This window comes from Shewanella sp. KT0246 (assembly GCF_019654955.1).
Lineage (GTDB): Bacteria > Pseudomonadota > Gammaproteobacteria > Enterobacterales > Shewanellaceae > Shewanella > Shewanella goraebulensis.
The window spans coordinates 84886-110707 of record NZ_BPEV01000008.1; the positions used below are offsets into that span (position 1 = coordinate 84886).

The following is a 25822-nucleotide window of genomic DNA, read 5'->3' on the forward strand; positions in this document are numbered from 1 at the left end:
TTAATTTACATGTTTAAGATTAGTTTACGCTCATCATCGAAAAGCAAAACCGATTTTTACGATCTTTATCTATTTATTTGAGGTTGATCACTTTCAGTAAAACCTAATATAACGACAGTTTCAGGCAAAAAGTAAGCTTATCATTAGCTTAAACAAGCACCACTAAATCGATAAAGGTTTGAATCACGACCAATAAAATAGCCAGCATTACAGCTGGCTATTTTGTTTAAAAGCTAGAATGAAAAATCGGCATTAATTGGCGATTAACACGCTAAAGCGGCGCTGTAGGTTTTCAGGATCTTGTCTGCCAAATTTAAGCAATAAATCATCTTTACCGTCGGCATTAATATCCACAGCTGATAACATGGCTCCTTCAACAGGGATAGTTACAGACCATTCTTCGGCGCGTTTTTTAAAAGGCTCGCTACCTGCTTGACCATAGTAAATATCCAGTTCTTCATTATCGTCTGACAATAATAGCTCTTTAAAACCGTCACCATTAATATCGGCTAAGGCAACCACTGGCTCACCACTTTGGCCAGAGGTTAAACTAAAGCTTAATTCAACTTCCTTACTGACATTGGCTTTGTCTGCAAACAAACTGGCATCATTCATCTTAAAAATATGCACATCTTGATCAATGCTGCCTGAAAGTAATGCACTGACGATTTGTGTCAGCCCAATATCAAAGCCTGCGACAATCACTTCATCAACTTCATCATTATCAAGATCTTCAAAACGTAAGCCTGTTAGCGTGCCATCCGCTTTAATGATGGTATTTGCTTCTCGAGGAAAACTTAACTGGCCGTTATTATTACTGCCTAGGTAAATTTCGTAATCATTAACCCTGTCTAACACACCTGAGCTTTTGGTATAGCGCACAACCAGATCGCTGATGCCATCGCCATTCACATCACCGATGCGCTCAACCTTACGGTAGAGCAAATCACTTTGATCTAAATTCTCGCCATAGGCATCACGTTTATTCCACCAATCAACACCACTGATCGGCTGGCTGACTGAGATAAACTCTGCGATTTCAGAAAACTGCCCATCTTCTTGTTGGTAATAGACTTCAAGTGAGCCTTCACCAACCTTAATGATGTCATCGCGCTGATCAAAGTTCATATCACTGTGATACAGCTTGGCATGACTATATTCTGCCCCATTATTTTTAAGCTCAACCACAGGAAGGAGAGGTAAAGATTGTTGGATAAATCCACCATTAGCTTGGCCTAATAGCACAGCCGTTTCTCTAAAGTCACTGATAAGAATATCTGCAATATCATCATTGTTAATATCAATCACGAAATTACCGCGAGAAATATAATCGGCTTGCGTCGTCACTGAAATAGACTGAATATCTGCCACTTTTTTAAGCGAACCTTGGTTGGGCATGACATCAACGGAGTCTAATTCCTCATCAGGTTCAGTCGTTGATACTAAGAGCTTTTTTTGCGCTGGTGAATATTGCAGTAAGGCATTATCGGTAACGAAAAAGAGTTGTTGAGTAAGTACTTCAGCTTGATTAGAACCTGAGACCTTAGCTGGTTCTAGCTCATTAATATCAAAGCTATATATATCTTTTGAGAGCATTAATTTATCAAGCTGCACTAATGCCTCATTCTCAAAACCATAAATAGCTAACCAGCGTTCGTGATTATCATCAACACCTACAGCAATTAATTCATTGCCTTGATGCTCAAGAATGTTGGCACTCACTATGCCTTGAGTTAGCTCAAAATCAGCATCAATATGATGTGCGGTAAATTGAGGAGTAAACGAGGTTTCAGCAGCGATAGATTGACAGTGAGCAGCTAACAATAGACCTGTGCAACTTACCAGTAGCGTATTCAAACTGGCTCGATTAAATAAATTCATCCTGAAATCGTATCCTTTGATTTTTTAATAACGTCAACATTAATGATTGCTTATGTTATTAAGATAACGAGTCTTGATGAAAGTTCACACAGTTTAATTGTTACGAGTTAATTATGGAGTTAAGAAAGGAGTGAGTTCCAAGCTGTTGGTCATTACAGAAGTTAATGCTGAAGTGCTTTTTAACGTGTTTTAACCTTCAATCAGTAAATTGTCATAAGCTAATCTCACTTGATCTTCACCATACGATCGCTCTAATCGCCGCACAATAAAATGGCCTCTTGCCATGTCTTGGAAATGATCAATAAACAAAGTATTAATGATTGCTCCACCAGCTGCGCCAATTGCAGGTACTGCCTGCGCTGCCATTTTTTGAGTGACTTGCACCCCAAATCGTTCTGCAATCACTGCCACTAATTTCACCATGGCAGGGCCAGCCTCTTTACTAATTCCTTTTGTAGCAACGTACTCAGCAGCTTCAGCCAGTGAATTTGCAATAACGGTTCGCACCGCAAAGTAGCCTTTTTCAGCTTGATCATCGTCATTAGACTCACCACCCAGTGCAAAAACCTCAAGACAAGCTAATTGAGTTTGCACATCGGTGAGCTGTTCGCCTTCACTGCGAGCAACATCAGCAATGGATCGCAGCATAATAGTCGTTGAAATAGGCAGCTCCAGTGCCAATGCTGATAAGCCAAAAAAGCCGCCAACGCCCCCACTCACTGCCACACCTAATTTGTGCCATCGATCAGATGATTGCTCGCCCGGTACATCTTTCATGGTAAATAACGCTGCACTTGATGCTTTCATCAACGCCGCTTGCGTAACCTTGCCAATCCCCTCACTCACGGTTTTCGGCAGCATAGCAAAACCTTTCTCGATTGGCGTACCAATAAAGTCGGTCATCTTAGCCGCAAGTCCTGGGTTATCGAGTAACTGTTTTGCTTGAGCAAGCTGCAGCTTATCTTGTGGTGTAAGGCTCAAATGAGCTTCCTTTTATATTTGTTCGTTCGGCGCTAGCACAATGATATTGAAATAAAAAATGTATCGAAGGCGTATGCTTTCGATACATGCTTTCAGAAAAGCTAAGGCAATGCTCACTCAGCCAAACAAGCCTTACTCTTCTATCGTGACTTTTTCAATGATAATAGGCGTTTTAGGAACATCATCGTGCCCTGCAATAGTGGCTGTCTTTGCCTTTTCAATTTCTTTTACCACTTCAATACCAGCAATCACTTTACCAAATACCGCGTAACCCCAACCATTATTGGTCGTAGCGGTATGATCTAAAAAGGTATTGTCAGCAACATTAATAAAAAACTGCCCAGTAGCTGAATGCGGCGCATCGGTTCTCGCCATTGCAATGGTGCCTAATACATTGCTTAAACCACGATTAGCTTCGTTTACAATCGGATCGCGAGTCGGTTTTTCTTTCATTTTGGCAGTAAATCCGCCACCTTGGATCATAAAGCCTTTGATCACGCGATGAAAAATCGTGTGCTCATAAAAGCCATCTTTACAATACTGTAAGAAGTTCTTTGAACTGACTGGCGCTTTTTCCATATCAAGCTCAATGCAAATATCACCCAAGTTAGTCGTAAACGTAATCATATTGCTCATACCTAAGTTAAATAAGGGATGACGTCACCCCTATGATAACGGCTATTATAGCGTGACATCATCAGCGTGAGTTATCTTCTCGCTATTTTAAATGCTATTTACCATTGAATAAATCCATTGCGGTGCGGGTCATCGTTCGCACGCCAGTTTTAATCGTAAGTGGATAATCTGGCGCAAATTGGCTCGAATGCAATGAAGGTAATGGCTCACCAGAATCTAGACTCGCCTGATACTTTTGGGGCTCTACCCCCCCCAACCAAAATAGGGTAATCGGCACATTTTGCTCAGTGCGGCCGTACAACCCAAAATCTTCGCCAGCCATGACTGGCGGCGCGATAACCACATTGTCTTTACCAATTTCAGTTTCAATACTGGCTTGTACTTTTGCAGCTAATTGCGGCTCATTATAGGTTGATGGAATCGTTTCATCGTCATGCACATACACTTCAGGTGCCAGCTCTTCAGGTAAGCCTGCACTTAACGCAATCCCTTTGGTAATGCGTTTAATTGCCGCTATTTGCTGCTCCCTTACTTCAGGATTGTACGAGCGCAGCGTTAACTGCAGTTTGACTTCATTAGAGATAATATTGTGCTTAGAACCACCATGAATTGAGCCAACCGTGACCACATTGGGCTCAAGGGGAGATACTTCACGACTTGGAATGGTTTGCAGTGCTAATACTGTTCTTGCTGCGATTACCACGGGATCGATCGTAAGATGAGGATACGCCCCATGGCCACCTTTACCTTTAATGGTAATATCCACAGAATCAACATTGGCAAGCGCATAACCGCTTACTACGCCTACTTTGCCTGCGGGAATCCCTGCACTCACATGTAAACCAATCACACTATCTGGAGTGGGAAATTTGCTAAACAGGCCTTGTTTTAGCATGGCTTTTGCTCCACCACCGACTTCTTCTGCGGGCTGAGCTACCATCATTAATGTGCCTTTCCAATCTGATTTATGTTTCATCAGTTGTTCTGCTGCACCAATAAAGCTGGTCATATGGATGTCATGACCGCAACCATGCATGATCCCAACGGTATTATTATGTTCATCAACCGTAGTGACTTTTGAAGCATAAGATTTACCTGTTTGTTCAATAATTGGTAGCCCATCAATATCTGCACGGATCATAACCGTTGGCCCCGAACCATTTTTATAAATGCCTACCACACCGTAGCCACCAAAGTTATCAGTCACGTCAAAACCAAGCTCTGATAGCTCTTTAGCCATTCTGGCGCTGGTGTTTTTTTCTTGATAAGACAACTCTGGAAATTGATGCAAATGAGTATAGAGCGCTTCAAGTTTGGGCATAGACTTCATCACTGAAGCATCAAAGTTTTCTGCATAAAGTGAGGTGCTGCTTAATGCTGTGGCTAAAGCCAGTGTGACTGACAATGATACGGGTATAGCAGCAAAGCGTGCTGGTAATTTCATGTTATCTTCCTTGTGAATAGCTAGATGTCTAAGCCGCAGATAAAAACAATTTATTATGCTCTGTTAATAACCTAGCATAGGCTTAGTGAATTTTATAATGTGTATAAAACAATAAATCTTTCAAAGGGAAATAATACGAGTGATGAAGGAAACAGGTCGATTAGTTCGCTGGAATGGCAGTAAAGGCTTCGGGTTTATCGAGCCTGATAAGGGTGGCAAAGACGTGTTTATTCATATCTCAACCCTTAAACATATGGCTAGAAAGCCCATTGTTGACGATCAAATTGAATATGTTGTAGAGCAGCAAGCTGACGGAAAAATTAAAGCTATCAATGTGAATATTGTAGGCGTGGATACTAAAGTTCAGTCAAAGCAAACCAACCGAGCTAATAACAACCAAAAATCGTCTCAACACAGGCCGGCTAAAAAGAGAGGCCCGATAAAAATGCACAAGGCGACCACGGCTTCAGGCACCATGAGCCGGATTATTATCATTTTAATTGTCATCGCAATCGGTCGTTTTGCTTATCAAGCTTATTACGACATAAGTAATGCGTCAGAATCTAGTACTGAAAGTGGTCGCTTGTAAACATTAGAACTGTAATGAGCGCTCGCCAATCCAACTTTCTAAGGGATAATAATGACAATAATCACTGAAACTGACCGCCTAATCATTCGTGAATTTAATCTTGGCGACGCAAAAGCTGTGCTTGAGTTTAATTCAGAAGAAGTCACTCGCTACACTGGCGATGCTGGCTTATGTAACACGCTAAAAGATGCTGAAAATATTATCCAAGAGATATGGTTAGCGGAATATAAAAAGTTCGGCTTTGCCCGTTGGGCTGTAGTCCATAAAGCCACAAATCAAGTCATTGGTTTTTGTGGTTTTAAAAATGACTCGCGAATAAATGCTATCGATATCGGCTACCGTTTACATCAAGACTTTTGGGGAAAGGGCTATGCCACTGAGGCAAATCAAGCCTGTATTGAGTTTGCAAAGCAGCACATGGATTTAGATATCGTCTACGGCGAAGTGGTGGACGTTAATCTTGGGTCAGTCAACATCATTAAAAAGTTAGGCATGACGTTTATCAGACAATATGAAGATGAAGGCTTTACCTTACTGAGATACGCAATCTCGTTAAAAGGTAATCCACTACCAGCAAATTAATGAGATGAAGGCACAAAAAAGGCGCCAACGACTTCTATTAGGGCGCCCTTTATACATCCAACTCATTATCGTCAGCTAAGGCTAAAAATACGCTGCCCAACCGATTAGAAAGCCTTGCGATGCCGTATCATAAGCAAAGTTATCTTGATTATCGTAATCAACCCAAGTGGATTTATAAGCCAAATTCAAATCAGACCATGAGTTAATTTGATACCGTGCGCCAGATTGAATAGCGGTAGTAAAATCAGTATCACTACCCATCCCTGCATCAGCACTAATGTAAAATAACCAATCTTGATTTATCGGTTTTATCCAGCGCACACCAACCACAAAGTCAATCCAATCATCTTCAAAGTTAATGTCACTGAATATGGCATTATTGTCTTTACGATACAGTTGCATATCGATATCGTTATCCCACCAACGTAAGCCAACCATATAATCTAACGTGCTATCACCATAGTCATAACGCTTAAATCCTTTGGCCTCTAGTACCCCTTGGCGAATATCAATATCCCCCTTCAATACCAAGTTATTAGTATTATCCAAGACGTTATTCGTTTCGCCATTTAGCTTCATGAAGCTGTAGTCGATATAATATCCCCATTGATTATCATAGATACTCTCAAAGCGAACCATGGCAGTCATTTCCAGGGTATCCAATATAAACTTAGGGTCGACATTTACCTCCAGGTTTTGGTCGTTTAGGCTCGTATCGCCGCGGATATTCAACGCCATCCCATAGATTTCAAAACTATTTTGCCAAGCGGGAACATTAATGGAATTACCTTGCCCCTCTGCTAACACTTTATGGCTTGTAACACCGACAATAGTGAACAAAAACGCGTTAAAAACTACTAACAATGCTGGACTTAGTTTCATAAAACCTTCCTTGTTGAATTCCATAGTAAGCCTTGGGCAAAGGCTCGAAGCGACGCGTTAAAGCAAAAAATCAGTTACCGACACCACCATTATTTACAGCACCTGTATCTGCAGTCATTGGAGGCCACTTTTTAAAGGTTTCAAGATGCTGCTGCACGGCAGCTTGGGCAGGGCCAAATGCCCACATTTTCTGTCCCATCCACTTTAAATACATGCCAGACTCTTCTGCGGCACGTTCGTAAGGGTCACGACGTAAATTGAATAATAATGGCGCATTTAATTCTTCTTTAGCACCAGCCCAACCATTATTCTGTACCACAAAGTGAGCTTTCCAATCCCCGACTCGCACTGCTTGTAGCTTATCTCGCTCATAGTAGAAAATTTCATTCCGTTTTGAAGCCGCACCTTTAGTCAACATATCTAATTGGTTATAACCATCTAAGTGCGCTTTAAATCCTTTGTGTCCTTTAAGCATTTTGCTTTTAAGGTCGCTGGGGCCACCCGCTGCAGCCACTAAGGTTGGTAAAAAGTCCATACCATCAAACATGCCATTTAACACTTGTCCTGCTTTGATTTTTTCAGGCCAGCTAATTAGCATCGGTGCTCGTACACCACCTTCCCAAGTTGTGCCTTTTTCACCATGAAACGGCGTCATTCCACCATCAGGCCAAGTCATGATCTCAGGGCCATTATCGGCAGTGAAAACGATGATGGTGTTATCAGCAATACCTAACTCTTCCATTTTGGCCAACATTTCCCCCACATGATCATCTAAATCCTTCATCACGACTTCTTGTAAGCCCCAACCATTTTTACCGAGCATTTCTTCATACTTTGGTGATAAATGAGTCCAAACATGTCCTCGAGATGGGCAATACCAAGTAAAAAAGGGCTTATCGGCTTTTACCGCACGCTCAATAAAATCAATGGTGTGTTTATTGACTTCATCATCTAAGGTGCGCATACGCTCGATAGATAATGGGCCATCATCTTTAATAGACTGTTTACCTTTGCCCGTTGACTTAGCATGGATCACATTGCGTGGCGCAAAAGATTGAAAATCTGCATCTTTAGGCCAATCAGGGTCTTCGGTATATTCCATAGCATTTAAGTGATACAACCAGCCCCAATATTCATCGAATCCATGCATTGTGGGTAAAAACTCATCTCTGTCACCTAAATGATTCTTACCAAATTGGCCTGTCATGTAGCCCATGGATTTGAGGATCTCAGGAAGGGTTGGCGTGTTGGCATTAAGCCCGACTGGACCGCCAGGTAAACCGACGGTATGCATTCCGGTTCTAACTGGTAGCTGCCCTGTAATAAACGCGGAGCGTCCCGCTGTACATGACGGTTGAGCATAATAATCCGTCATTAGAATCCCTTTTTCGGCGATACTATCAATGTTGGGGGTATCACTACTCATCACACCATTGTGATAAGCGCTTAAATTTGAAATACCAATATCATCAGTAAAAATAACGAATATATTAGGTTTATCAGTGGCTGCGTTGACACTGAAATTCATGCTCACCAAAGTAAACAACGTTATCACTGGGATACGGCAAATAGACCATACGCTCATTGCACCTTTTTGTTTCATAGTGAATTCCTTTTTCAAACACGTTAATCCGAATTAATAAGCTATTGGAGCAGCTTAGAAGTAAATTTTAATAAACGAGATCAATCCTTAAACTGCCTCTTTTTGGCATTTATTAATCATGAGTATTCCCACGACAGCAAAGCCTGCTTCAAGCAACATATAAACCACTAGTAACCAATGCGGCATTCCATCTAAAACTAAACTCAATAAACGACCCAGCCCTAAACCCACCATAAACACAACGAGACTATATAAAGCTGGCAGCCTGATTTTTTGTACAAAAGCGCCTACGACCCAAAAAGTGGCTAAGGCAAAGTAAAGTCCCATAACAGCTCGAAAAATATGAGTGACATTGACAGGTGTGGCGTCAATATTAAAAAGGAAAGACAACGAGGTAGACGGTGAGAAACCATAAGATAATGCGATAGGAGTTAAACCAACAGCGGTGACGAGTAAAAAAATTTGTGGGGATGTCATCGTTACACTTCCTTGTCATTTTAGTATTAACAGTTGGCATCAATCCATGCTCCAACCCTTGATGAGATAGGTTTTCCAATCGATTTAAACCTATGCTTTGTTTACTATTTTAACTAGCTAATATTGAGTGTAGGCAACATTAATCAATTTTCAAATTCAGCTAAAAATTATTCCGAAAATTAAATACGCAACAATCGAAAGCCCTTAGCATGACAGTAATGGAAACGGCACCTTATAACGCTGTCATTATCTTCAACTGCTAATCAATTTTCTCTCTTTTTAGTCATAAACACTTAAGTTAAACAGGTTGAGTAACTTTGTGAAAAATATGATAAATCGTTCTGGCAGTCTGCCGCTAAAACGCATATATTTGATACAGAAACTGGGCTTTTAGGAACATATTCATGGGACGACACCATTGGCGTAAAATTTTCTCAATCTTATTTGTGCTCAGTATTCAATGTAGTGTCTTTTCTGTTACTGCTGCAGATGATATCAACCTAAAAAAAGTCGCTGAAGCTGAAAAGCGCAGCGAAGCCATCACCGAAGCCCAAGGTGGCTTAATCATGGCTAGAGATGGCGAAACGCCGTTGACCGCCTTAATCGCCATAGGTCAAGCCATAGAAGAGAATGACTGGCAAGCCGCTGCCGAGTTTGTTGATTTACGTTATCTTCCCAAAGGCATTACCCCCGAAGATGGCCCCGAATTATTGCGTAAGCTGTCGATTCTTTGGAATAAACAAAACATCATTGATTTGTCACAAATCAGTGACCAACCAACAGGTCATGTAAATGACAAACTGCCCAGTTATCGAGACTTACTTGGTGTATTAGAAACCAATACAGGCCCTGTTCCTGTTTATATGCAGCATGTCCCTGATGGAAAAGGGGGCAAAATCTGGAAGATTTCCAATGCCACAGTGGCTAAAATTCCTGAGCTTTGGAATGAGTATGGATACAGTCCACAAATCGAGGCTTTGGCGAACTTCTTACCTGAATTCAGCCTTTTTCACATGGAAAACTGGCAACTGCTTATTTTGGGGTTAAGTATATTGTTTGGCTGGATTGGTACCGGCCTTATTAGTCTTGCAGCAATGAATATCGCTAAGCATTTCGAGTCTGCTATTGCTGGGGTTACCCGTTTTTGCGGTCGCAGCTTGCGCTGGTTTTTATACTTATCGTTATTACAGTATGCAGCACTCGCACTGGGGTTATCTGTGAGGGCGAGAGTTTGGTTTGATAACAGCACCTTGTTATACCTTGCCAACACCATATTAATACTCGGTTTGGTTGAGCTTTATTCTGCTTATAAATCAAAGCAACTTCATGACCAAGATAAAAGCTATAGCGTCGCCTTACTCCGCCCTATGGTCGCGATATTAAAAATGGTCATCGTTGTCGTTATCGCATTGATGTGGTTTGAAAGCTCGGGCTACAACATGGCAACCATTTTGACAGGTCTGGGTGTTGGCAGTTTAGCCATTGCACTAGCAGCCCAAAAACCACTAGAAAACGTATTTGGCGCTTTAACCTTATATGCTGCCCGCCCGATTAAACCTGGCGACTTCTGTCGCTTTGGCGCCACATTAGGTGTAGTCGAAGAAATCGGCTTACGCTCAACCCGCATTCGTAAACTCGATCGCACCGTGGTGCATATTCCCAACTCGGTATTTTCATCGCAAGAATTAGAAAACTTCTCAGTGATTGATCGCCGCCGTTATAAACACGATTTACGCATCAGCCTCGACACCACCAAAGAGCAATTACAAATGCTATTAATGGAGTTGCGTAAGTTATTACTGTCACATCCAAGAGTGTTAGAGGTTGCCCAGCGAGCACGTTTTCTTGCTATCGAGCGCGATGCTTTTGTAGTGAACGTGAATGCCTACATTGATACTGGTGATATCAACGAGTACTTTGGCATTGCCGAAGACTTAAATTTTCATTTGCTGAATATTATGAAAGAACTCGATATTCATATTGCCCCAATTGGTCAAAATGTGGTGTTAAATAATGCCGTGCCTGCCGATATTGAGGTGCAGCAGCGCGCTGAGCAAACCATTCGCCAATTAATTGATGAAGAAGCATTGCCGTTCCCTAATTACAGCGAAGACACCCGAGATAAATTTAAAGACAGTGTCGCTTATCCGCCCGTTGGCAGCGTGACGAAACCAAAAGATGTGCTGAAATCACCTGAAGAATTAGAGATAGAAAATGAAATCGAAGCGAAGTCTTAATTTGCAGCTTAAGTAAAATAACAAAAGCCAAGCAATCGCTTGGCTTTTTATTTTTATGATGACAATGCGGGATTGTCATCATATATCACAGCGCTAGTTCATTAATGGATGCTCTGGCGGAAGCTGCTTACTTATCCACAGTACCAGTTTGTGCTTTCGGTTAGGCCCATCATCTTTATCTTCGGCCAAGGCTTGTATTAGTCCATCTTGTACCAATAAACGATAGATACATTCCACTTTATCTTTTGGCGAAATCCCAATGCCAAAGTCTTTAAAACCTCTTTTTTTGGCGTATCCTTCGCCAATCTCCATTGCTAACTTAAGCAATTTATTATCATTTTTGCCTGGTTTCATCTTCAACTCCAGTCAGGTTTCAATCAGTTAAAACTACGCTAATTACTTTAAAACTCAATGGGTATATCTTAAGACTTGAGAACTAATTCACTTAATCAGGCATTTATTCATTCATTTGTTCAGCGCTTAACCATACAATTCTCAGACTACACTGACAAAACCCAATGACACAGCATTAATCGACAAACTAAGGCCAATATAATTAAATGAACACCGCCCCTCTTCAAATCGCGCCATCGGTTATCGACACCATAAAGCGACAACTTAATGCCAAACAAGTCATTAAAGTAGAGTTAATCCAATCACTTTGGAGCGGGTACGGTGAACTGTTTAGGGCTTATTTGTCGGGAGCTAATACTCCATCGGTGATTGTTAAACACATAAAATTGCCACACAGTAATGCTCATCACACCTCCAGTGGAACCGCTCACCCTAAGGGGTGGAATACTAGTTTATCCCACCAGCGTAAGCTTAAATCTTACCAAGTCGAAGTCAGTTGGTATCAACATTATGCCAATAAGCTAACCTCACTCAATTGTTATGCGCTTGGCGAAAGCACGCTTGACCCTTCAGCTTTTAAAATGCCAAACAGTAAAGCTATCAGCCCCGTTCCCCGCTGTTTATTCGTCGAGCAAAGCGACCACGAAACCCTACTGATTTTAGAAGACCTACACACACTTGGGTTTAATCAGGTACTAAAAATAGCTGATAGCACGGCAATTTCAGCCTGCCTTAACTGGCTTGGACACTTTCACGGTAAGTACATGTTCATCAATCAAGTCGGTTCAAATACCAAAAAAAGTGAGCAATCACTGCAATATCCAGACTTGTGGTCACAGGGTGGATATTGGCACCTAAACACTCGCCCTGATGAGCTCGAAGCACTGACTGATTTACGTTTAAAAACCGCTGCGCCTTTGCTAGATAAAGCCCTTAGTGATTGCCAGTATCAAACATTGATCCATGGTGATGCCAAATTAGCTAACTTCTGTTTTAGTGAGAATCACCAACACGCTGCAGCTGTCGACTTTCAATACATAGGTAAAGGTTGCGGCATGAAAGATGTGGCATTGTTTCTCAGCAGCGTAATGTCATTTACCGAAAGCGAAGCCCAAATTAACGCCTATTTAGACGAATACTTTGCCGCATTAACCATCAGCCTTGCCGACTATCAGCCTGATATTGATGCTGAGCAAGTGCAGCACAATTGGCGACCGCTATACGCCTTCGCATGGGCTGATTTTCAACGCTTTATTAAGGGGTGGAGTCCAGTTCATCAGAAAATTAATCCCTACACAGAGGCATTAACGTCCCAAGCACTCGATTCGCTAACCGGAATATAACAGTACCCGCCCAGATAACGACTTTTACCCTCAAAAGATAGTCCTGCAGCATTTATTGAATCAAGAGTTACATCTCTTAACATGACAACCATTACAGGTTTGATTGATATTTATACAAGTATTCACACTTTAAGTGGTTACATCTCTACCCATTAATTGATATAACTAAATGCTAATGAAACGCACTCGCGGTTAGCTAGTACCGAATGCATGATGCAACGCGCTGATTTTTCGATGGAATGTAACAATGAAGAAAGAGATTTTTTTCTTTGGTGAGTGGCAGGTTGACCCCAACAGTAATAGCCTAAAATTCGGTAAAAAAACCAAACAGCTTGAACCCAAAGCAATGGACGTGCTGATCTTGTTATGCGAGCGCAGCGGCGAAGTACTCAGTAGCGATGATATCGTCAACGATTGCTGGCCCGACTCCGACATTGGCGACAATCCACTTCATAAAATTATTAACCAATTACGCCGCGCTTTCGATGACAAGGCCACCTCGCCACGTTATATCGAAACCATACGTAAACGTGGCTATCGCACCATTGCAGACGTCAATTTTCCTATTGGTCATGAAACCGTAGCCGAGCAACAACAATGGCAATCAGGTTCTCCATTTCCTGGGCTTCAAGCCTACTCAGAACAATATTCACAAGTCTTCTTTGGCCGCAGTAAACAAATCAGTGTGTTACTAGAGCGGATAAGCCAGCAAGTAAAATTTGGTCGCGGCTTTTGTTTATTACTGGGCCCTAGCGGCAGTGGCAAGTCATCGTTAATTAATGCCGGGATCATTCCCAACTTAATGGTCGGTTCTGGTTACAACGGTGTTCATGTGGCGACTTACGGTAGCCTCGATTTTGCAGATGTGGCTAAATCGAAATTATTCATCGAACTCGCAGGCATAATGCTCGACTGGGAAATCAATGATATCCCTGTATTTGATGGTGACAGCGCCGACTCTTTATCCCACAGGCTCATTACTGAGCCACAAGCCATCGTTCAGCAATGTAAGCAAGCCATTAAATCGAACCAACAATTGCACACCCACTTTGCGCTATTTATCGATAGACTCGAAATCTTATTGTCATCACCTTTGTTCAGCCAAGAGCAGCGCAATGCATTTGTAAATATATTGGAGCAGCTTGCTAATTCAGGCTGTGTGTTGGTGCTCAGTGCCTGTCGAAATGAGTTTTACCCATTACTCGTGGCATATCCCAGCTTAATGACAGGCAAAGGCCGTGGTGCGCATTTTGACTTATCACCGCCTACCCGTAGCGAATTACTGCAAATGATCCGCTTACCTGCCGTAGCAGCCAACTTAACGTGGAGCAGCGATCCTGACACTGCCACCCCATTAGATGAAATTTTATGTGCCGAAGCTGCTAGTAACCCAGATGCGCTGCCCATGTTGCAATACATGTTGCAAGCACTGTACTTGCAGCGTAGCCAAGACAATCAGCTATTGTTCAGCGTTTACCAAAAACTAGGGGGTATTGAGGGGGCTATCGGTAAAAATGCCGAAGATGCCATAGCAGAACTTACCCCACAGCAAAAAGCCAGTTTACCCCATGTGTTTTCGCTACTTGTCACCTTACGGGAAGACGAAACCTCGATCACCAGCCGAACAGCCCGCTGGGCGCAGCTGCATACTAAAGAGGAACGAACCCTCACCCAAGCCATGATCAACAGCCGTTTATTCGTATCCAATTTACAAAATGGCGAACCCAGCTTTAGCATTGCCCACGAGGCACTGCTAAGAAGATGGCCACGTGCCACATCATGGATAGCAGAACATAATCAAAGCATTCGTATTAAAAGCCGGCTGCACCATTTATCAAGCCGTTGGGTACAAGAAAATAAAAATCATGCTTACTTACTGGCTGATGGTAAACCGCTGCGTGAAGCACAATTGCTAAAAGATAATCCACTGTTTGATTTAGAGCCTCAAGAAATAGAGCTCATTAACGCCTCAAGCAAACATGAAAAAGTAAGGCGTTGGCAAAAAACCTTCACCATCTCATTACTATTTTTACTCACTATCACCTCAATACTTGCCAGTGTTCGCAGTTTTGAGGCTGAGCAAATGGCTTTACAAAAACGCCAAGCAGCCGAAAATTTACTGGGTTTTATGGTCGGTGATTTCGCCGACAAAATGCGCGGCATTGGCAGAATGGACTTACTTGATGGGATCAGTAATAAAGCATTGGAGTATTTCAGTGACGCCTCTAATCCTAGCGATACCAGCTTGAGTTTTGAGTCCCGTTTTCAACACGGTCAAACACTCGAAGCCATGGGTGAAGTAGCCTATTCACGGGGTAAAAACACCGAAGCCCAAAATGCGCTTTTAGCATCGAGAGAAAAGCTCACCGCATTACTGATTGAACAACCTGAGCATTTCGAGTTACTCAAAACTTTAGGCGCTAATGCATTTTGGTTAGGACAATTGGATTACGATCAAAGTGATTGGCAAGCTGCTAAAGCGTGGTTTGAACAATACTTAGTTTACAGTCAAACCATGTATGAAATTGCACCAGATAATAATGAAGCAATTATGGAGTTTTCTTACGCAAATAATTCATTGGGCTCTATACACATAGAAGAGCAGAACTTTATTTCAGCTTTAGATTTTTTTAATCGCTCTCTTGCATTAAAAAAGCTTGCTTTAGCTAAAGACCCCGAAAATATTCAGCTTGTTGCGGATATTGCAGACACTCAATCTTGGCAAGCTAATGCGGTCATATCACAAGGAGATTTACACACGGCAATAGAAATACATAAACGGCTACAGTCAGAGCTATTAAATAGTAATTTAGAATTAACCCCTTATGCATTAGATAGATTATTCGCTAGCTATAAAATTCACTCTGAATTACTTCGATTGCAAAACCATAAACAACAAGCTTTTGATGTCATACAGCTAAGTTTAAACGCTATCAATAAAGCTATAAGCCAAGACCCAAATAATGAACACTGGCAAATATATAGATTTAACTCCCTATTTCGATTACTAGAGTTAGTTGATAAAGAAACCCATCACAAAATTAAACATGATGTTGAAGAACTTGCAGAAATGCTCAGTTCAAACAATCAATTAAAACTTTCTAATAATAACAGATACATATGGGCTATTTACCATCTCTCATCAGCTAGACATTTTTACCTATTACAAAGGTTCGAAGATAGCTATCAATATGCATCAATCGCAACTGACTTATTTCATGAAATTTCTATCACATATCAAAAAGATGTCAGTTATAAAGCTTTACTATCTTCAAGCCAGTTATTAGTACATACAACTGCTGGAATCATTAAACACGACAAATTAGACCCATCTCCATGTGAGCAATCTATAAATAGACTTGCTCCATTAATCGAAAATAATAAAAGCCCAGAAATACTAATCCCTTATTTAAAAGCCTTACATTGCCTTAGGTTAGATCCTAAGGATGAGAACCTTACTAGCATCGTCAAAAATGCTGGCATTAATTTTATGAACATTCACTAACTATTGGAGTCCTTATGTTAAATACTACCGGCAAAGCCACATTCATAACAGTTACTGTTACATTAGATAAAAATGAAGTACCTATTTTTGATTACAGTAATGAAACAGGCAACGTCGAAGTGTCTGGAGCAAGTACAATTACTTATATTCTTGATGATAATACGAATAAAGGCTTGAAATTTACTAGTGCTGCATTCAATACGCCATTCGATGGTATTGTTGATGCAGTGACGGTGAGTTCTGATGGAAAGATTATCCAGTTAATGGATCTCGATAAGGTGGTTGGTAAAACCACATTTCAATTTATTTTATCAAATACAGACAACACCTTGATGCTAATCAGTAAAGACCCTCAGGTAATAAACATAAAAGTTTAATTAATTCATAACCTTAATGCAGAAGGTTAGCGAAAGGTTATAGCTAACAGAGTTCGATAGAGTATTAACTAGAAAAAGCAGTTACTGCGATGATGTTAACAATCTAGTAAGGATACTCGTTATGTTACAACTCACTTCCACAGCAGAGAATAAGCTGAATCAGTTTTCTCATGTGAATATGAATGCGCTCATTGGCGGCCACTTTGGCGCCATTGAGCAGCCACCAAAACATAATGTCAATCCAGTAACCATTCCTCTCGCCAAACAACCAGATCACATTCCATTAGGTGGAAATGCCCTAAGTTCATTATCAACTTTAGTCGACTATATGATGGAAGCGATGATAGTGGTCGATGAGTTTGGTAATATTCAAATGGCTAACACTCACGCTGCCGCACTATTATTAAGCCAATCAGCAAACAATACCGCTTCAGCTTTTAAATCTCACCTTGGCGAAAATAGCGCAACTCAAAGTTCAGTAAACTCATTGCTCGGTCGACGCTGGCAGTCCTATTTGTGTGAGCCACAAAAATCATTATATCAATCTATGATTATTGCCTCGCAAATTGCGCCAAGACCATTAAACCATTTGCCCACTGAAACCACATTAAATCTATCTAACGGACAAAGTATTGATGTTGAAATGTCAGTGACTCATTTTCCGATGATAGCGCCATTGTTCGGGATCATTTTACGAGATTTAAGCCAGTTTAGAGCTGAATATCAACAGCTTTATAAATGGGCATCGACTGATTGTTTAACTGAATTAGCGAACAGAAGAGTATTTGATGCAGACTTAAAACATCATTGGAAAAACTGCCTTGAACAAGGCGATCCGATTAGTGTATTAATCATCGATATTGACCACTTTAAATCATTTAATGATAACCATGGCCATGTCATGGGCGATCGTTGTTTACAAAAAATAGCCAAAGCAATTAAAAGCGCCTTACCTAATGAAGATTGCACCGCAGCACGCTATGGCGGTGAAGAGTTTGCTTTAGTGATGCCTAACTGCAATACCGAAGAAGTGCAGCAAACTGCACAGTTAATACAGCAAAACATTAATGCATTGACCTATATGGATATCGGTTTGGATATTTCAGTTACAGTCAGTGTAAGCCAAGGTCACGCTAGTGAAGTTAACGGCCAATTTAGAACGGCAAATGCATTATTGTGCGCTGCTGACACCGCGCTATATCGCGCTAAAGCTGATGGCCGCAATCGCATTAATGCTTGCTGCTAGTTAACTCAATTGATGCGGGCTTAGTACCTTGCTATATCTATAGCTAGGGGCTTAGCTACGGCTATACCAAAGCTCGCAATCTTGCCTAACTCACTACAGGTTAATCACTTGCTGATATTTGCCTACATTATCTAATCCACACATTTCATCGTAGGCGGTTTGGTATTCAAGGTTGGCAACAGAATAGTCATGGCTTTTAAGCAGCGCTTTCGCTTCTACAATTGAATGCACACATTCGCCAGCACCTTGACCCGTTAAGCCAACAAAGTTATTGCCAGCATCTGTCAGCCCCACTAAGTAATGAGTCGCATCTGCCACACCAATAATCGTCGCGATATTGCCTGATTGATTAACATTTTCCATGTAGTGCACCCATTAGTTAACTTGCTTCATAAAGTGCATTACGTAAGCCAACCGTAAACAGTTCAAAAAACAAGCATCAATACGCTAAAGCATTAACGTTAATCGTTTTGCATTACCCCCATAGCCAGCTTGTACACATATGTATTTTCTAAGGTATTACTGATATAACTATATGATTATAAAGTGAGCTAACTAACAAGGAATGATCATGGATTGGTATATTAAAGTACTGAAGAATTACATTAACTTTAAAGACCGAGCACGCAGAAAGGAATATTGGTTCTTTGTATTATTCAATGTTATTGCTGGAATACTTTTAGGTATCATGGATAACATTACAGGCACGCTTAACCAAGAAACGGGTTACGGGTTATTAAGTGGCATTTATTCTCTAGCGGTATTCTTACCAGCCCTTGGGGTATCTGTGCGTCGCCTTCATGACACTGATCGTTCGGGGTGGTGGATCCTCATTGCGCTTATACCGCTTATCGGCGCATTGATATTATTGTATTTCTTTGTGTCTGACAGCCAAGAGGAAACCAATCGCTTTGGCCCTAATCCTAAAGGTAACGAAGTCGAAATCTAATCTTTGAAATACACAAGTTCAACGCTATGGGCAGTGAGTTAACTTACTGTCTGTTTGTTACTGCCTATTTATTACCCCCTTTCACTATCCCCTGTGCAAATTAACTGCAGGTAAACACCCTCAATATCAAACTGTGATCCGCATCTCTTGAGCCATTCAGTGATATCCCGCATGCTAAATGCCCTTTTTGAAGAATGACTTGGGTTACTTAACAAGCATATTCAAAAAGATCCGTTCGGATGAAGGTAGCAGGAGAGTGGGGACTAACCCCACACCGACGAGGCAACTTTAGTTAGTGGATTATCCGCTAGTAAAGCACTCTTTCAGGTGCCACATTGTGGTGAGGACTGTTACTGGACGAGCCTCTGGAGAGACTGTAAGCAAACGCTGTTCGTAAGCGATTGTCATTATAGCGCCGAAGGCGAAAGTGCGACTGCCAAGCAGTCACGCGAAACGCTCAGGCAAAAGGACAGAGGAGAGGATGACTGTATTCATTTATGGTCACTGTCGTTTTTGCTGTGCCTGACTTTTGCCTAACTGTACCCACTCAGTAAGCTGAATACTGTGCCCTCTTTTGCCTCAGTACCACTGATCAGCCATATCTTTTCCTCCTCCATATTAATTTTGTTGTTTAATATTCGAGGAACACCATGAATTTTCACGCGCTATTAGCTGATATCAATGCCATTGTTTGGGGCCCTATCACCCTATGTTTACTGGTTGGTACCGGTCTTTATCTCACTATTCGACTTAAACTATTACAAGTATTTCAGCTCCCTTTTGCATTAAGTTTGTTATTCAAACCTGCAACAGGCAAAGGCGACTTATCATCATTTGCAGCCTTGTGTACTGCCCTATCGGCAACCATAGGTACAGGTAATATTGTTGGTGTTGCCACCGCGATAAAAATTGGTGGCCCAGGGGCACTGTTTTGGATGTGGTTAGCCGCATTTTTTGGCATGGCAACCAAATATGCCGAATGTATGTTGGCAGTTAAATATCGCACCACGGATGCCAAAGGCAATATTGCTGGCGGCCCAATGTATTACATTGAGCGAGGACTTGGCCTTAAATGGCTAGCCAAAATCTTTGCAGTATTTGGCGTTGGAGTGGCCTTTTTTGGTATTGGCACTTTTGCGCAAGTTAATGCGATCAGCGATGCCATGACAATTGCGTTTAATGTACCTACATGGGTGACAGCACTTGTACTGACAACAATGGTGGCAGCTGTCACATTGGGCGGCGTCAAACGTATTGCAAATGTCGCTCAAAAGCTGGTGCCTACAATGGCGCTGGGCTATGTCTTAGCGTGTATTTGGATTCTGTTTAGCTTTTCAGAGCAAATTATACCAGCGCTCGAATTAGTGGTTCACTCAGCCTTTACCCCTATTTCAGCTGCAGGTGGATTCTTAGGAGCCACTGTTGCTCAAGCCATTCAAATTGGTATTGCTCGTGGTGTATTTTCAAATGAATCTGGCTTAGGTAGCGCCCCAATTGCAGCTGCTGCAGCCAAAACAAATGAACCTGTTGAGCAAGGTCTAGTCAGCATGACTGGTACCTTTTTCGACACCATTTTAATTTGTACCATGACAGGCTTAGTACTGATAATTACTGGGGTGTGGAATGGTGATACCGCGGGAGCTGCAATGACCAGCGCCGCATTTGCATCTGGTGGCTCGGTGATTGTTGGCCAATATATTGTCACTATTGCACTAGTTTGCTTCGCCTTCACCACTATTCTTGGCTGGCATTACTATGGCGAACGCTGCTGGAATTACCTCACTCAACAACGATTAGGTGATAAAGGGATCAAAGTTTATCAGCTGACGTTTTTAAGCTTGATTGCAGTAGGTGCGTTTATCCAATTAGATTTAATCTGGATGCTAGCAGATACCGTAAATGGACTCATGGCTATCCCTAACCTGATTGCGTTGATAGGCTTAAGACATGTGATTTTGACTGAAACCAATCATTATTTTGACAAGAAAAAGCGCCAAATATCCCAACCTGCGCCAGCGAAAAGTAACTAGTGTGACTTATTTAATCACTAATAGATAAGTCATTAAATAGCTAAGCTTTTGGCATTATTAAAATAACACCCGTCGAGCAATATCAGTTTATTACTGCTGATATTGTTCTGCTTTGGTGTATTTATCCACTAACGCTTGAATAGTGCCATCAGTCTTCAGTTGAGCAATAGCACGATTAATTTGCGGCATCATTTCACTGTGTTCTTTACGAAGGCGCATCACTAACACTCCTCTTGAATGCACTGACGCTAACGCAATGGGCATGCTTAATTTTTTGGCCCAATATAATGCAGGTAAATCCCCTGATATTGCCGCTTGGACACGCTGTTTATGTAAGGCTTTAATCAGTTGTTTCTCAGAACCAAAATCAACCCGAGTAAAGGCATCATCATCATGATAAAGATACCCTCTCACAGTGCCAATGGGCTCACCTTCAATCATAGTAATATCGGCCCATTGGGATTTATTTTGCTTTAAAGTGATGATGTTTTCTTGAATATTGAGGATAGGCTCAGATTGAATGAATAGCTCGCCCATATCACCTTTTGGAAACCAACTTGGACTGACAAAATCAAAATCTAATAATCCCTTTTCTAATGCTTGATTCGTGCGTTTGGGAGGAAAGTTATGTTTTTCGACTTTAATCTCAGCCATAGACAATATTTGCGGCACAAGCTCACCTAAAATCCCGGAATTTTCTACTTGTTCAGGAATGTAATAAGGCACCCATGAGCTAGAACCATTCACATTATATTTGAGGATTGTCGCAGCACTGTTCATTGAGAAAAAACAGATAATAGCAGTCACAGTAAACTGGATGATTTTTTTCAAATAATTATCCCTCACACAGTACAAGCAATAAAAAATTACCATCAAATTTCATAGTATCAACAATTTAAAGTAAAACAATTTATTAACATAGTTAAGTGTTTTTTCAGTTAGTAACGTAAAAACATCATCCTTTATTATGGCAAATACATCCGATTCACTATTTTAATTTAGGCTTTTATCCACCTAAAGCTTATGAGGCTTAGTCTGCAACACATCAGCTAGCGCTAAACTAACTAATTGGACTTTAAACTGAACACATTTTAAGTCATAGTGAAAAATCTAAATTTAGACTCGAATAATGGATATCGATTAGATTGAAACCGCCGAATAGCAATCAAGCTAAATCAATAGAGAAGCCAACAGTTCCTCTTTTAATAGCGCCCAAATTAGGCTTTTATTTACCAGTCATTATTATTGCAGGGTTATTGCTAACATTTCCCCATAAGACACTCTCAACCTTTAGTTTATTCACCCAATTTTTCCTTGAAAACTTTGATTCTCAATTCATTCAACTTTCCAGTTTATTGTTAATAGTTGCCACCGTTATTTGCTTTAGCCCAATAGGGAAAATACGCATTGGCGGCGACCAAGCCAAAACAGAGTTTAATTTTGCTAGTTGGATAGCCATGTTATTTACCGCAGGAATGGGGTCAGGGCTGATTTTTTGGGGTGTAGCAGAACCTGTTTATCACTTTGTGAATCCCCCTGCCTTTTTACAAGATGACTTTTCATCAGTTTCAGGCGCATTAGCCATTACCTATTTTCATTGGGGATTACATGCATGGGCCATATACGCGATGACAGGTTTAGTAATGGCATGGTTTGCCTATAATCGAAATCGCAGCTTACGGATCAGTGCCAGCTTTAGCGATCAAAAACCAAAGTGGCTGAGCATATTAGATTTACTCGCGGTAGTTGCAATCATATTTGGCATGGCCGGCACCTTCGCCAATACCGTAGCATTAATTCAAACCGGGCTTGAGCAAGCCGTCGGACTTAACGTTGGCAGTGCTAGTTTCAGGATTGGTTTAATACTGTTTATTGCCGTGCTGTTTACCTTGTCATCAATTGCAGGACTCAGCCAAGGCATTAAACGTTTAAGTCAATTCAATACCTTATTTATGGTGGCGATTTTAGTGGTAGTGATTGCCCTAGTTGACCCGATTAACAGCATGAAATTAATGCTGGAATCAACGGTAAGTTACTTGCAACTACTGCCTAAAGTGTCTTTTAGCGTTGGTGAGCCAGCGAAATGGAGCCAAGGTTGGACTGTAATTTACTTAATTTGGTGGATTGCTTGGGCACCTTTTGTTGGTCCTTTTATCGCTAGAATAAGTAAAGGGCGGAGCATTAGGCAGTTTTTGTCTTGCACGATTTTATTACCTACATTGACATCAATTATATGGTTCTCAGGTTTTGCAGGCAGCGTGCTGACGCAACCTTTTGCTGCAGAAGTGATGGCAGCAGTGAATCAAGAGTATACCTTGGGTTTATTTAGCTTTTTTAGCCATTTAAGTGGCGACGGTTTTCCGTTAGGCAGCATTTTATCTGTGGCGGCGATATTGTTATTAGTCACTTTCCTTATCACCAGTGCTGATTCATCCATATACATCACCAGTATGCTCACTGGCAGCGAAAGCCACATAGCTAAAATGCTTTGGAGTATTGTGCTAATAGCAATAACTATTGCGCTTGTGACCATTAACGATGTTGATTTAAATAAACAAATCGCCATTGTTGGCGCCATTCCATTTACTTTAGTGATGAGCTCTCAAATCGTATTTTGGTTAAAGGATGTGTTAATTACCAACAAAAATTTGAACTAAAAAAGCCTGATGAGAGCATCAGGCTTTTCATTGATAACAGTTAACTTAAACTGTTATTTCACTTCGGTTACTATGTCTAAATTCAGTTTCACATCCAGTGATAGACGAGCAAGCTTGTTATTTAATATTAACCTTACCTTATGTAAATCAGGCAATAACTGGTGAGACTTTTTAGGGTTAACGTTAATATTCACCATTAATTCTGGCCCAACTTTAGCAATTCCTGTCAGCATCAATTCCTGCGGGCTTGAACCATTCGCTTCAGACACACTTTCGTGAACCAATGAACAGATTTCTTTGCTGGGTTTCATCATCAGAAGCTCTCTAAATGCGCCAATTAACATCATTAATGGTACTTTAATGAAGTACGCTCCGATAAGCAGCATCATTACGGAGTCAGCATACACTGCATAGGTATACCAAGGCGTATATGTAAGAATTAACCCAACAATCAAACCAGCACACACTGCGCCACTCACAACAGTGTCCATTTTCCACAGCTTAATTTCAGCAATAAATAACCCTGAACGTTTCGGTTCATTTTGCTTAACTAAAAACCACCATACTGCGAGACAACCAAACAAATTAACGAAACCAAATACGGCAGCGAATGACATATCAATTTCTCTACCACCACTTAAAAAGACATTGAGTGCTGATGACAAACTAAAGCCTAATAACATTAAAATCACCGCCCCTTTAATGGCGACGACAATAGGTTCAATAATGGCTTTACCAAACGCGAATTGTGAACGAGAAGAACCACGCATATAACTAGAAGCAGCAAGCGATAACATCGTGAGTAATAATCCAATTAAAGAGTAACCACCGTCAAATAATATGACAATAGAACCACTCATTAACCCTACAACCACGCCCATAACAGCAAACGATAACGCTGCTAAAGCAGATATAATAAGTAATTGTTTATCTTCTATTTTATTTTGTTCACGCATTCATTATCACCAGTAAAAACCTGTGATAAGTATTGCTTTACAAGGCTGTTTTCTCAACAGCTCATCAAGTTGATAAGCCATATGATGCATAACCAATTAATTAAATAACTAAAAATCAATACCTTACATTAAATATTAGTGTCAATATTATTGACACTGAGTGAGTTGGTATCATTTTAGTCGGTGAGATCAGAACTTAAACAGGTAATCACTGATCTGATCACACAGCCAAGATACTGGCTCAGGTATCGCGCTACCCGGCATTGAAAACATGCAATAGTCTTCATGGGTTAGACCATAAGTGTGCTTAATAACAGCCAATTTTTCACTACGTAAATGAGGACGAATAAGCGGTTCAGGTAACACGCCCCAAGCTTTCTCAGAGACTATGGTATTGAGCATGTACTCAAAACTTGAAAAGCCAATATGCCTTAAGGAAAAAGGCTGTAGCTCTGGGTTATCTTTGTCGTTTAAATACACCATCACAGCTTGCATCGATTCCCGTAACTGGCTGTCTGACACTCGTTTTAAACTGGCCAAAGGGTGATGACTTTCACATACCGACATCATTCGAATCTTACCCAATGGTAAATAGTCAGTGTTGGCATCATCTACTCGTTCAAAATCCACCCCAAAGGCAAAGTCTACCTGCCCCGTATTAACCAGATTAGCTAAATCACCGCTAGATGCTAAAACGGTATTCACAGTAGTGGCATCAAAGTGATTGTTGAGGGCTAAAATAAAAGTTTGCCAGACTTCATCAGGAAAAGAGTCATCTCTTGCAAGCCAGATTTCAGAGCGAAACTTATCTATGGTTTGCTCGCAGGTCTGCTTTATTCGTTCACAAGTCGACACCACACTTTCGCAATCTTTATAGATAGATTTACCTACTTCCGACAGCACTAAACTATTGCCAGAACGGTTAAACAACTTGGCCTCTAAACTCGACTCAAGCGCTTTAATCGCCATGCTCAATTGGGTGCGATTGCTATTCAGTTGCTTAGCTGCTGCAGTCACCGACCCAGCATCCGCAATGGCGCAAAAAATTTCTAACTGCTTAAGATTCATAGATTGACCGAATGATGCCAATTAA

At 41.1% G+C, this 25822-nt stretch carries 22 protein-coding genes and 1 riboswitch; of the genes, 10 read left to right on the forward strand and 12 right to left on the reverse strand.

Going from position 1 to position 25822, the window contains the following annotated elements:
• Positions 1-252 precede the first annotated feature (252 nt).
• The 4 genes from K5Q58_RS05660 to K5Q58_RS05675 all read right to left on the reverse strand — a co-directional run bounded on the left by K5Q58_RS05660 (position 253) and on the right by K5Q58_RS05675 (position 4942).
• Complete coding sequence (locus K5Q58_RS05660; RefSeq protein ID WP_220752990.1) at positions 253-1881, reverse strand: VCBS repeat-containing protein; 1629 nt, start codon at positions 1879-1881, stop codon at positions 253-255.
• Between the two features lie 189 nt (positions 1882-2070).
• Positions 2071-2862: an EcsC family protein gene (locus K5Q58_RS05665; protein WP_259651249.1), complete on the reverse strand. Its 792-nt coding sequence runs from the start codon at positions 2860-2862 to the stop codon at positions 2071-2073.
• Between the two features lie 132 nt (positions 2863-2994).
• Positions 2995-3489, reverse strand: a complete 495-nt coding sequence (locus K5Q58_RS05670) for a peptidylprolyl isomerase (protein ID WP_055022815.1) — start codon at positions 3487-3489, stop codon at positions 2995-2997.
• A 103-nt stretch (positions 3490-3592) separates the two neighbouring features.
• The gene (locus tag K5Q58_RS05675) at positions 3593-4942 is read right to left on the reverse strand and encodes a M20 family metallopeptidase (protein ID WP_220752991.1); all 1350 of its coding nucleotides are present in this window, start codon (positions 4940-4942) and stop codon (positions 3593-3595) included.
• 142 nt (positions 4943-5084) lie between these two features.
• On the opposite strand from K5Q58_RS05675, the gene K5Q58_RS05680 reads away from it, so the two are divergent.
• The gene (locus K5Q58_RS05680; protein WP_220753031.1) at positions 5085-5531 is read left to right on the forward strand and encodes a cold shock domain-containing protein; all 447 of its coding nucleotides are present in this window, start codon (positions 5085-5087) and stop codon (positions 5529-5531) included.
• 51 nt (positions 5532-5582) lie between these two features.
• The gene (locus K5Q58_RS05685) at positions 5583-6113 is read left to right on the forward strand and encodes a GNAT family N-acetyltransferase (RefSeq protein ID WP_065109719.1); all 531 of its coding nucleotides are present in this window, start codon (positions 5583-5585) and stop codon (positions 6111-6113) included.
• A gap of 81 nt (positions 6114-6194) precedes the next feature.
• Here K5Q58_RS05685 and K5Q58_RS05690 read toward each other — a convergent pair whose 3' ends face one another.
• From K5Q58_RS05690 to K5Q58_RS05700, 3 genes are all read right to left on the reverse strand, one after another.
• The gene (locus tag K5Q58_RS05690; RefSeq protein WP_220752992.1) at positions 6195-6995 is read right to left on the reverse strand and encodes a hypothetical protein; all 801 of its coding nucleotides are present in this window, start codon (positions 6993-6995) and stop codon (positions 6195-6197) included.
• A gap of 70 nt (positions 6996-7065) precedes the next feature.
• Positions 7066-8598, reverse strand: a complete 1533-nt coding sequence (locus K5Q58_RS05695) for an arylsulfatase (RefSeq protein WP_220752993.1) — start codon at positions 8596-8598, stop codon at positions 7066-7068.
• Positions 8599-8685: 87 nt separating this feature from the next.
• Positions 8686-9075 (reverse strand): DUF4345 domain-containing protein, encoded by a 390-nt coding sequence (locus K5Q58_RS05700; RefSeq protein WP_119967745.1) that lies wholly within the window; start codon positions 9073-9075, stop codon positions 8686-8688.
• Positions 9076-9479: 404 nt separating this feature from the next.
• On the opposite strand from K5Q58_RS05700, the gene K5Q58_RS05705 reads away from it, so the two are divergent.
• The gene (locus K5Q58_RS05705; protein ID WP_220752994.1) at positions 9480-11312 is read left to right on the forward strand and encodes a mechanosensitive ion channel family protein; all 1833 of its coding nucleotides are present in this window, start codon (positions 9480-9482) and stop codon (positions 11310-11312) included.
• 93 nt (positions 11313-11405) lie between these two features.
• Here the strand turns inward: K5Q58_RS05705 and K5Q58_RS05710 are convergent, their stop codons facing one another.
• Positions 11406-11666, reverse strand: a complete 261-nt coding sequence (locus K5Q58_RS05710) for a DUF5062 family protein (RefSeq protein ID WP_220752995.1) — start codon at positions 11664-11666, stop codon at positions 11406-11408.
• A 206-nt stretch (positions 11667-11872) separates the two neighbouring features.
• On the opposite strand from K5Q58_RS05710, the gene K5Q58_RS05715 reads away from it, so the two are divergent.
• The 4 genes from K5Q58_RS05715 to K5Q58_RS05730 all read left to right on the forward strand — a co-directional run bounded on the left by K5Q58_RS05715 (position 11873) and on the right by K5Q58_RS05730 (position 18137).
• Positions 11873-13009 carry a phosphotransferase gene (locus K5Q58_RS05715; protein WP_220752996.1) on the forward strand — a complete coding sequence of 379 codons (1137 nt, stop codon included), beginning with the start codon at positions 11873-11875 and terminating at the stop codon, positions 13007-13009.
• A 247-nt stretch (positions 13010-13256) separates the two neighbouring features.
• Positions 13257-16514 carry a winged helix-turn-helix domain-containing protein gene (locus K5Q58_RS05720; RefSeq protein WP_220752997.1) on the forward strand — a complete coding sequence of 1086 codons (3258 nt, stop codon included), beginning with the start codon at positions 13257-13259 and terminating at the stop codon, positions 16512-16514.
• A gap of 14 nt (positions 16515-16528) precedes the next feature.
• Positions 16529-16891 carry a DP-EP family protein gene (locus K5Q58_RS05725; protein ID WP_211030653.1) on the forward strand — a complete coding sequence of 121 codons (363 nt, stop codon included), beginning with the start codon at positions 16529-16531 and terminating at the stop codon, positions 16889-16891.
• A gap of 121 nt (positions 16892-17012) precedes the next feature.
• Positions 17013-18137: a GGDEF domain-containing protein gene (locus K5Q58_RS05730; protein ID WP_220752998.1), complete on the forward strand. Its 1125-nt coding sequence runs from the start codon at positions 17013-17015 to the stop codon at positions 18135-18137.
• 93 nt (positions 18138-18230) lie between these two features.
• On the opposite strand, the gene K5Q58_RS05735 is transcribed toward K5Q58_RS05730, so the two are convergent.
• Positions 18231-18500, reverse strand: coding sequence for a DUF6482 family protein (locus K5Q58_RS05735; protein ID WP_220752999.1), 270 nt, complete (start codon positions 18498-18500; stop codon positions 18231-18233).
• Positions 18501-18708: 208 nt separating this feature from the next.
• Here K5Q58_RS05735 and K5Q58_RS05740 point away from each other — a divergent pair, with 208 nt between their 5' ends.
• Positions 18709-19086 carry a DUF805 domain-containing protein gene (locus K5Q58_RS05740; protein WP_065109710.1) on the forward strand — a complete coding sequence of 126 codons (378 nt, stop codon included), beginning with the start codon at positions 18709-18711 and terminating at the stop codon, positions 19084-19086.
• 355 nt (positions 19087-19441) lie between these two features.
• Positions 19442-19569, forward strand: a riboswitch (glycine riboswitch).
• 167 nt (positions 19570-19736) lie between these two features.
• Entirely contained in the window at positions 19737-21116 is a 1380-nt protein-coding gene (locus tag K5Q58_RS05745; protein ID WP_220753000.1) for a sodium:alanine symporter family protein, read from the forward strand.
• 90 nt (positions 21117-21206) lie between these two features.
• Here the strand turns inward: K5Q58_RS05745 and K5Q58_RS05750 are convergent, their stop codons facing one another.
• On the reverse strand, positions 21207-21896 hold the full coding sequence (locus K5Q58_RS05750; protein ID WP_259651254.1) for an ABC transporter substrate-binding protein: 690 nt from the start codon (positions 21894-21896) through the stop codon (positions 21207-21209).
• A gap of 365 nt (positions 21897-22261) precedes the next feature.
• Here K5Q58_RS05750 and K5Q58_RS05755 point away from each other — a divergent pair, with 365 nt between their 5' ends.
• Positions 22262-23773 carry a BCCT family transporter gene (locus K5Q58_RS05755; protein ID WP_220753002.1) on the forward strand — a complete coding sequence of 504 codons (1512 nt, stop codon included), beginning with the start codon at positions 22262-22264 and terminating at the stop codon, positions 23771-23773.
• A 53-nt stretch (positions 23774-23826) separates the two neighbouring features.
• On the opposite strand, the gene K5Q58_RS05760 is transcribed toward K5Q58_RS05755, so the two are convergent.
• Entirely contained in the window at positions 23827-24729 is a 903-nt protein-coding gene (locus tag K5Q58_RS05760; protein ID WP_220753003.1) for a cation transporter, read from the reverse strand.
• Between the two features lie 189 nt (positions 24730-24918).
• On the reverse strand, positions 24919-25797 hold the full coding sequence (locus K5Q58_RS05765) for a LysR family transcriptional regulator (protein ID WP_220753004.1): 879 nt from the start codon (positions 25795-25797) through the stop codon (positions 24919-24921).
• Positions 25798-25822 lie beyond the last annotated feature (25 nt).